The following is a 1040-nucleotide window of genomic DNA, read 5'->3' on the forward strand; positions in this document are numbered from 1 at the left end:
GACGCGGGCAGCACGGCCGGACGCCGTCACGTCCCCCCGCGCGGCCGCACGTACCCGCGCCCCGCCCTGCCCGGCGGTCCCGTCCCGCGCCGCTCACGTCAGCGCCACCGTCCCCGTCGCCTCCGGCGACCACGCCGCCAAGGGATGGAACCCCCGGTGCCCGCACTCGCCGAAGACCGTGACAGGACCGCCCCCGGAGAGCGCGGCCAGCTTCCACAGGCCCGGCCGCGAGAGCACCGGCGGCGCCAGGGGCAGCGCCCCTTCGCCGTCCGCGTCGGCCACCTGCCAGCCGCCGCCCGGGTCCGGCACCGGTATGACGTCGGTCAGCGTCACCGGCCAGGACTCCAGCCAGGGATCGTCCCGCAGCGCCGAGCCGTACGCCGCCAGGGCGTCCGACGTGGACCCGCCGGGCGGCGGCCCGTCCACCGGCGACGGCGCGCCGAACTGCTCGCTCCAGTCGGCGCGCAGCTGCCCCGCGCCCCCGTGCGGCGTGACCTCCGCGTCGAGCACCGCCCCCACCGGCAGGGACAACTGCGGGGACCTGCCCGCCGCCCCGAAGGACAGCACCAGGGCCCAGCGGCCGGAGCCCCGGCCGTGGAGCCAGACGCGGCGGGTGACGACCTTGCCGTCCGAGGTGTCGTACTGCGCCAGGACCAGCCAGTGGTCCCGCACCGGCGCGCCGGACGACGGCGACGGCAGACCGACCCGGGTACAGACCGTCGTGGCCAGCGGCTCCGGCAGCCCGTCGAGCCCCAGCCAGCCCGCGTTCAGCAGATGCAGCAGCGACGACTCCTCCAGCAGTCGCGCCGGCCAGCCCGGACCCGAGCCCGGTATCGCGCCCAACTCCCGCACCCGGCCCGCCAGACCGGGCGCCTGCGCGTCGACCATCCGCGCCGCCGTCTCCTCCCACAGTCCGTACCCCGCCTGCTCCGCCGAGGCGAGACCGCCCCGCAGCAGATCCGCCAGCCGCTGCTCCAACTCCACCGCCCCCGCCGTGATCCGCCCCGCCCGGCGCTCCGCCCTGCGCCGCGCCGCCTCCG

General features: G+C 78.4%; 1 protein-coding gene. It reads right to left on the reverse strand.

Annotated elements, in window-relative coordinates:
- Positions 1–93: 93 nt before the first annotated feature.
- A partial coding sequence (locus GT042_RS27560) for an SWIM zinc finger family protein (RefSeq protein ID WP_161311426.1) occupies positions 94–1040 on the reverse strand: 947 nt, incomplete at its 5' end.

Origin of the sequence: Streptomyces sp. SID3212 (genome assembly GCF_009865405.1) — a bacterium.
In the GTDB taxonomy this organism is placed as follows: Bacteria; Actinomycetota; Actinomycetes; order Streptomycetales; family Streptomycetaceae; genus Streptomyces.